General features: G+C 34.5%; 6 protein-coding genes. 4 read left to right on the top strand and 2 right to left on the bottom strand.

What is annotated here, in order from left to right; translation table 11 throughout:
• Positions 1-88: 88 nt before the first annotated feature.
• From AC27IF_RS20110 to AC27IF_RS20100, 3 genes are all read left to right on the top strand, one after another.
• Complete coding sequence (locus AC27IF_RS20110; protein WP_487056140.1) at positions 89-616, top strand: DUF6942 family protein; 528 nt, start codon at positions 89-91, stop codon at positions 614-616.
• A gap of 360 nt (positions 617-976) precedes the next feature.
• Positions 977-1,144: a hypothetical protein gene (locus tag AC27IF_RS20105; protein WP_487056139.1), complete on the top strand. Its 168-nt coding sequence runs from the start codon at positions 977-979 to the stop codon at positions 1,142-1,144.
• Between the two features lie 183 nt (positions 1,145-1,327).
• Positions 1,328-2,131: a class I SAM-dependent methyltransferase gene (locus AC27IF_RS20100; protein ID WP_487056138.1), complete on the top strand. Its 804-nt coding sequence runs from the start codon at positions 1,328-1,330 to the stop codon at positions 2,129-2,131.
• 33 nt (positions 2,132-2,164) lie between these two features.
• Here the strand turns inward: AC27IF_RS20100 and AC27IF_RS20095 are convergent, their stop codons facing one another.
• Positions 2,165-3,274, bottom strand: a complete 1,110-nt coding sequence (locus tag AC27IF_RS20095) for a c-type cytochrome (RefSeq protein ID WP_487056137.1) — start codon at positions 3,272-3,274, stop codon at positions 2,165-2,167.
• A 768-nt stretch (positions 3,275-4,042) separates the two neighbouring features.
• Here AC27IF_RS20095 and AC27IF_RS20090 point away from each other — a divergent pair.
• On the top strand, positions 4,043-5,578 hold the full coding sequence (locus AC27IF_RS20090; RefSeq protein ID WP_487056136.1) for a DEAD/DEAH box helicase: 1,536 nt from the start codon (positions 4,043-4,045) through the stop codon (positions 5,576-5,578).
• A 111-nt stretch (positions 5,579-5,689) separates the two neighbouring features.
• Here the strand turns inward: AC27IF_RS20090 and AC27IF_RS20085 are convergent, their stop codons facing one another.
• Positions 5,690-8,362 carry a hypothetical protein gene (locus AC27IF_RS20085; protein ID WP_487056135.1) on the bottom strand — a complete coding sequence of 891 codons (2,673 nt, stop codon included), beginning with the start codon at positions 8,360-8,362 and terminating at the stop codon, positions 5,690-5,692.
• Between the last annotated feature and the right edge of the window lie 91 nt (positions 8,363-8,453).

Below are 8,453 nucleotides of genomic sequence, written 5' to 3'. Positions count from 1 at the left end.
AATAGTTCCGTGTTAATCGTCCATGAATCATTTACTATAGCGATTCCTTGAAGTTAGACTCTGTTAATTCAGCGATAGGAAATAAGTATTGTTCGGTTTAGGTTGTCAAAAATTTACTATTGCGGTGTATATCGCTAATACTCCTGCTATGCCAGAATATAAAGGCTTAACACAAGTTAATGCTCTGACTAGCGGTGAAGTTTCAGCTATTGGTCAAGCTTGTGGTAATGGCTGGCGCAAAGTCTTCAATGTGTACGCTAAACTTTTATATGCGCTGCCAAAAGAGTATTTTTCTTTTACTGAGTTAGAGCCTAGTTGGCAACAGTATCGTGATAATCATTTATTACAGCCAAACAGTAATACAGCACTATTATTCAGTCCTCCCAATTTGAATGGAAATAACAATACTCTACATATTATTTGTGGCAGAACTTATGCCAAGCATTTACTTAACTCAGGGCAATTAAAAGCCGAATTTACATGGTTAGATGAAGAGTTTGCCATTGATACATATCATAAAGTGGTTGTTTGCCCATATTTTGATTATCGACAGTTATCGAATGTTAAAATTAACCGGTTGGCGAAGATGTTAACGGCATTAATTGCTAGGAATTAGGCATTTTTTTACTTAGAGCACCCTTGTTTAACAATTTCACTCATGAATAAATCAAAAAAAGTGTTTACTTTTTCCGCTATATACATTAAATTGTCGCCGTTATTTATCCTCGCCTTATATATTTAACGATTTATCCTCAGTGATAATAAGTGTTTTGTCTTTCCCTTTCACAGTTAGTCATCACCTCAGCAGAAAGTTTAATTGTTATTTTTCGCTTATCAGGGCTAATAGCCTAACAAGTTAAACGGTACGCTAAACGCGAACGTTTTAATTATTATTAATAATAATTTTACTTTTTATCTACGTGTATTTTATTGGTGCTTCCAATTAAAGTTCGCGTGTTTTTAAAGGAGTACTATTATGTCTTATACCTATAAAGGTAAAGTATTTTCAATCACGTCACCCGTGGTATCTATTTCGGTTAACAAATTAAATGTTGCCATTAAAGATCAATCAGGTTCACGCTTATTTGAATTTACCAACTTAAATGAGTCTAAAGATTTTCTAGCTTTATTATATCAAGCTTAATCTTTTAACCCATCCCCCCAGGAGGGAAAACTCTTGTGTACTAGAAAACATCAACAGAGCCTGCTATCCATAAGCAGGCTACTTGTTTGATATTTTTGATATGTTAACTACGATTTAACTATAGTTTTTAGTGTTTACTTCATCATTGATGTATTGAAGAACATTATTGTCATAAGTTTACTCATGCTATTTAATATAGGCATGACAACCAAAACCAATAATTACATGAATTTATTAACACTAAAAGCTGATGGCGGACAATTGATATTCTCTAAAAGTATCGAAGGAAGTCAGCTCGAAGTTAGAGAATCTAAACACTATCGATGGTTCAGATTTGATGATGACTCTTTGCAGTCGGTGATGAATAAAAATGATAACCAGCAAGTGGTAATGCCTGTTTGCCAGGCGATGTTGCTCCCTTTACTTTGGCAGAATCACTTAAATACTGTATTGAATTTAGGTATGGGAAGTGGTGTTTTTGAACGTTTTTTTAGAGTTCATCCGGAAATAAACCTCACCTCGGTTGAGAAATCACCTCAAGTGAATGCTATGGCAAGAGAATACTTTTATTTGCCAGAGCATACAAAAGTGCATTGCCAATCGGCAGAAGAGTATCTGGCAAATAATTCAAAGCCTTTTAATTTCATTATATGTGATATTTTTAGTGGTCAAAATAACTTACCTTGCATTAATGAAGACTCTTTTTATCAACTTCTGAGTAAAAATTTAAATCAGCATGGTGTTGTTAGTTTAAATATAGAGCCGGAAAGTGAAGAACAAATTTTAAAAATATTGCGCCTTTGCAATAAATATTTTGCTGGTATTGCATTAGTAGAATTTGAAAATTATAAGAATATTGTTTTACTGTTAAGTTTAGGGGAAATCCCAGAGAAACAGTGGTTGCTAAAACAGAACGAGATTAAAGTAAATGCTATTGGCATCGACTTATCTGAATATATTTTATCAATGCACAATGTGACTAAATGAGAGATCTGTAATTTTTAAGTTACTGCTGGCTCATCATCGCTCATCAATATTCTCAATATCTCCTCGCATTACCGGGTAGCCTTGGTTCATCCAACCAAATATACCTTCCCATAACACTGCGGTTCGCGTGTAACCACGATTCCTTAATTTATTAATGGTGTGATCTGCCGCTGCGCGAGGGCACGAGCAATAAGCAATAATTTGCACATCTTTAGGAATACCTGCCACGGTCTCATCTAAATCTGCGTAATAAGGAAAAGGAATAGAACCCTCTATATGCGCGGTTTGCCATACCGAAGGCACACGTGTATCAAGTAAGACCATTTTATTTTTTGCTAATAATGCCTTACTTAATTCTTCGGATGAAATGTACATATCATCTTTAAGGGAGAAATTTGGATCTTCACCTTCTTTGTTGATAACGTAATTTTCAGGACTTGGTAGTGCTTTTAAAATCGTTTTTTCTTCTTTCCAACCTAATGATTTACTGCGTAAAAAGGCAGTAATATTATTGATATCTTCCGCTGATAACTTATCTTTATAGGCTTGCATAGGAGTATCTTGTCGACCATTTTGTATCGCATGTCGAATAAACTCATCGGTGTTGTGCGCTAATGCAGATTGATTTCCCAAAGCTGGAGCTGTTATCCCTTCACCATTTACACCATGACAACTGGTGCAATTTTCTAAATAGGCTTGTTCGCCACGTTTTATATCTCCATGAACGGGCTTAGTAGACAGTTTTAATCGTTGAACACCGGCCTGTTCAAATAACCAATAGGTTAAATTCCAGGTTTCATCCAAGGTCATGGGGCCACCTATTTCATCGAGATACCCACCCATAGCAGTACCTTTTCTACCATATGACATGGGCCTTAAAATTGCGTGGGGCACTCCAGATTCAAATAAGCTTTTACTGCGCAACGAAGGCGCATGATCATTAACATGACCTTGTCTGTCAGCTCCGTGACACAAGGAGCAATACTTTTGATAATTTTTTTCAGCAACTTCAGCTTGCTGAGTTGTTAGTTTTCTCGGTGGTGGTAATGTGCCTAACTCATGCTCTTGAGCAAAAAGACTACTGGGTAAAGTTAAGGTTAATAAACAGCAAGTGGCGAGTGCTCTTTGGAAAGCTATGGACATTATCTTATTTTATCTTGTTATGATTTATTATTAGGTTAACGACCAGTTCGCCAATAAGCAATGTTTAGCTGTCTAGAGAAAAGTTTCGTAACATTTTTTAGTCATTACTCTCAAACATGAAGCTTATCTAATAAGTGTGGGGATAACATTGTTGTTATTACTATGACTTAGAAAACTTAGAAAACTTAGAAAACTTAGAAAACTTAGAAAACTTAGAAAACTTAGAAAAAATGCCCTTATAAAGATAAGGGTATAAAACAAACATGAAACTTACCTAATAAGAGCGGGAATAACATTATTGTTATTGTTATTGTGTTTAGGTAAAAAAAGCAAAAAAAATGCCCTTATAAAGATAAGGGCATAAAACAAACATGAAACTTATCTAATAAGAGCGGGAATAACATTATTGTTATTGTTATTGTGTTTAGGTAAAAAAAGCAAAAAAAATGCCCTTATAAAGATAAGGGCATAAAACAAACATGAAACACTAAGGGAATAACATTACTGTTAAGTAAGAGCGCTATTTTTTAGATTAGTTCAAATTTATTTTATTATTTTTAAATTTTTGTATTAAAAGGATTTAACTACACTTTATTGACGTCGAAAATATAGACGAAAACACGTCGTTCTGCATATTAAATTAGTTTGTGTATAATGTACTGTTTCTCGTAAGATTTGAATTGCACTTTGTGTACATTTTACAGCGAGCTTATGTTGTTCATTAATTGGTTTTATCAGGCCAGTAGGAAAAAGTCCGAGTAGTATGGCATGCAGATATTAGAAAAACATTATCAGGTTAATAGTGTCAATAAGGCAATTCGTGCAGGAGCAAATTCTATTATCGCACTACCGACAGGTGGCGGTAAAAGTATCTGTATACTTAAGTTATGCCAAGCGATGTCTGACAAAAAAGTTGTTGTTAGTCTTCGTAATGCGGCATTAATTCCTCAGTTATTAAATACCCTCACGGTTAATGGGCTAACGGTCAGTGTTGTTAAGTCGGGCTACAAATATATTCCTGGTGGTGATGTGACTTTAGTCATGGAGCAGTCATTTGCTCGTAGAAAGCACCTTAATATAGCGTGTGATGTCTTATTACGTGATGAGTATCATGTCGGTTGTATGGGCGGTGTTTATATTGCAATGCGCGAAGAGCTAGCCCCAGATTTAATTATAGGCCTGACTGCGACACCTATTGATAGATTAGGTGTTTATATTGATAAGTCGATGATTTTGATAGAAGAGACCACGACAAAACAATTAATCGAATTAGGTGAGTTAGCCAAGCCAGTTTATAAAGTTCCCAGCTTATCGCAAGAGATAGATTACAGCGCTGTTAAAATGTATCGAGGCGACTTTAGTGTTTCAGGCTTAGACTGCATATTACTAGAGCACTGTTCTTTGGTTGCCCAGCAAACCGTCAATGATGCATTAGTTCATGGACGCAAAGTAATGCTGTTCGCTAACTCCATTAAACACGTAGAGTCGTTATCAGAGGCTTTTGATTTACTCGGTGTTGAGCATGAGTTAGTTCACTCAAAACGCTCGACGGTTGATAATGATGAAAGCATACGAAGATACAAGTCTAATGAAGTTAGATTAATCATTAATATGTCAATGTTAACCATAGGGTTTGATGATCCCGCCACTGATTGTGTTGTTTTAGCTAGGCCGACAAAAATTCTAAGGTTATATTTACAGATTATTGGCAGATGTTTACGCGCCTTTAAAGGTAAAACTGACGCTTTGATATTGGATTTAGCGCAGTGTATTTCTACACACGGCTTTGCTGAAGATTATCGAGATTTTACTCGAAAAACCGCTAAATCTGCAGCAATAATGTCTGAGCGATTAAGTGTTACCAATATCGGTAAGTTTGTTGACAGCGAGTTTACATTTGATGAGTCGATGGAGCGAAAGGTTGTTAAGCGTAAGTCAGCTCGAGTTCGAAAAAACCTTCGTCAAAATTTAGTTGCTAGCCAAGAGCTAGTTGATAAAGCGGTAAGTAAAAGAGCAAAATCATTAGTTAAATTAACTCCGCAGATGGAAAAACTTGTCAGTACCATCGAGTTAGTCAATATAGTTTACGAACAACAAGATGAAACTAGCAAGATGCTTGATGAAGTTAGTATGGTCAAAATAGTCGCCCTGATCGGCTTTGCCTATAGTGATTTGTTAGTTGATAGCTGTATTAAGTTGGTTGAATCGCAGCACGCTCAAGGAAAATCCATTCGAGGATTATTGTCGAGAGTTAGTAATTTGATTACTGAATTAGCCAAACAAGATATCGCTGCTAGCGTATAGGTTGATTACTTTAAAATGATATTCACGACCACTAAATGAATTGAATATTAATAGACCAAATAACATTTTTGAAATATATCTTACTTAATTGAAATAGTTTGCGTTGATACCTTAGCGACCATTTTCAATATCAAACTTTATCCAAAGCTCCTTACGGTTTATAGGAGTTTTATTTGTTAAGTATTTGTTCTCTATATTAAGAATGGTGCGGCTAGCCAGGTTGGCATTTTTTATGAACCCAGCATAATGTTCATTGAACATTCTTTGTAATTCGCCAGTTAAGATCATTTCCTCTAAACCATATTCTATTCTTTCGGCAATTTTAGGGTATTTAGGTGAAACAAAAATATAATAAGGTTGGGGAATATATATCGCAAGTTTTGGCTCTATCATTAAGTTTTTTAATAAGTTTTGACGAATTGATATTTCATCATAAGCCTCGTGAACACCTCGTGGCGTAAAATCAAAACGTTGGTTATCAAGCATTCTAAATACCCCATCGTATGATGAACTTTCTACCGTTATAAACCCTTCTTCTTTGAGTAAATCATTTAAGATCCATTCAGTTTGTAAGCCAATGGAGAGTGACTTTAAGTCTTGTACCGTATTTACGGAAGTAAATTTGTCTTTATTTAACTTGTTTATAGTAAGTAATCGGTAACTGCCAATCCCTCTGCGAATTGGGATCCTAATAGGTAGTGCTAAATATTCCCAATCGGGAGAGGTCATTGCCATGGTTAAATTGATGTAATTACCCTCATGGACTCTCCATATCTCTTCAGAATTTGTTAGATGCCGATTTATTATTTGAATTTCATAGGGGCCGTATTTTTTACTACTAAATTCAAGTGCTTGTTTAAGGATTGCTCTAGTGTATTTGGGGCGATTATCTAGTGAGGAGCCACTTTGAGTTAGCTTAATTATGTCAATACTATAAGAATTTACCGAATATAATAATAAGCTAAAAATTACAGTAGTTGATATAACTAATGGCAAGCGAGTTGATATATGCTTTATTTTAAAAAACTTTAAGATAAGAATAAATATGATAACGATGACACTGAAAATAATTACTGTATTTTGAGCTTGTAAATCGGTAATTTCTTTTTCTTTTTCAAGTAAAGTTAATCGACTTTTTTTGTTTTCTAATTCTAATGAAATAATAGCTTTTTCACGCTTGAGCCTTTCATAGGCCCTTTCTTTTTTTTCAACATCCAAAATAATGTGTATTTCTGCAGAACGTTTATTAATGGCGTCAGTTCTGATCTCATTGCTTAATAACTCTCTTTTTTTTACGTAATTTAACGCTTGTTTATAATTTTTGTTTTTTTCTTCTGCGAGAATTAATATGCCATAAGCTTGTTCTGCGATTGATTTAGCTCCAATATCAAGTGCTAATTGTAAACTATTAAGGGCTAAGGAAATTGACTGTTCTGTATCGACATTAAGTAAGGCTGTGGACAAGTAGGCCTTTGTTTCAGCTTCATTCCACATGTCATTAAGTTTTTGAAAAAGATCGTTAGCTAAATTGTATGAGTGAACGGCCTCATCTATTAGTCCCATTTTATAATAAATATAGCCAATATTTTTTTGTACTGTAGCTACACCTTTAGTATCACCTATTTTTTCGTAGAGATTATGAGCCTGATTCGATAACTTTAGTCCTTGACTGTCCTGTGAGGTAGCAAACATTAATTTCCCTAAACTTCTTAATGCTGCGGCTCGGTATTTTGTTTTAATTTTATTACTTGGCAGATCGATTACTTGAGAAAAGTAACTTTTAGCCTGTTCAGTTTGACCTAAATGTATGTAAACAAGACCTATGGCATTAGCGGCAGCGGCGAGACCGTCATTGTCATTAATATTTTGATATATTTTTATCGCCTCTAAGGCGGAAGATAAGGCTGATTCATAACTAGATATCTTTCGGTAAATGGTTGAAAGTACAATTAAGTTTTTTAAAATATGTTCATTGTTCTCTTCTACTCTCGCAAGCTTTAATGAAAGCTTTGCATTTTCTAAGGCGGGAGAATACTCAGCAATTTTGGCGTGAGTTTTGGCTATTTCTGTTAAGGTGTGTAACTTTATTTCAGCGGCAGTTGAATCATCTATAATTGATAATGTTTTTTTGTAATATTTAATACTAGATTGATATTCATTGGCTTTGTTATAAGCATTAGCCGTATCACGAAATAATTCTATTTTGTTTAATAAGCTCTCAGAATCCATATAGCGTTGCGCTGATAAATATGACGTAATAGCATCGTCATAACGCTTCATATTGAGCAATAATGTTCCCTTGATTTGTAGACACATAAAAATAAGAGTTGGTTCACGGCTCTCTCGTGCTATTGCTATAGCACTTTGTACATAATGAAGGCTATCTTGATATTTATTTAAATACCTTTGGATCGTGGACATTTGCGTCAAAAACTTTACTGATAGTTGAGCATTGTTTAGAGGGGGAATTAATGTTTCCGCTTTGGATAAGTATTTTTGGGCTAAAAAGTAATTCTTTTGTAGCTTAGCTATTTGAGCTTGCTCTAAGACTATTTTAGCTATTATGTCTTTATTATTATTTTTTTTAGCTAAGTAATAAGCATGTTCTAACGATGAGGCGGCGGCATCAAGGTCAGAGTTTTTTTTGCTAATGGCATAATTTATATAAGCTTGTGCGCTATCTTGATCAATAGAGGTGTTTTTCTCAATTGAGGCATGAGTGTAGTTAGAAAAAATAACGTGAAATATAATGAATGAAATATAATGTATTTTGTGCCCAAACATAGCCAACCTTCGCAATACTTCTTATAAAATATATATCAGTAAAATTAGAGTATTAAAGATATAAACAATCATGATCTAATAGAACAAATTT

The sequence above is a fragment of the Colwellia sp. KS18-150 genome (genome assembly GCF_057551365.1).
Note: the sequence above shows the minus strand (reverse complement) of the source record. Positions and strands in the feature narration are given on the sequence as shown.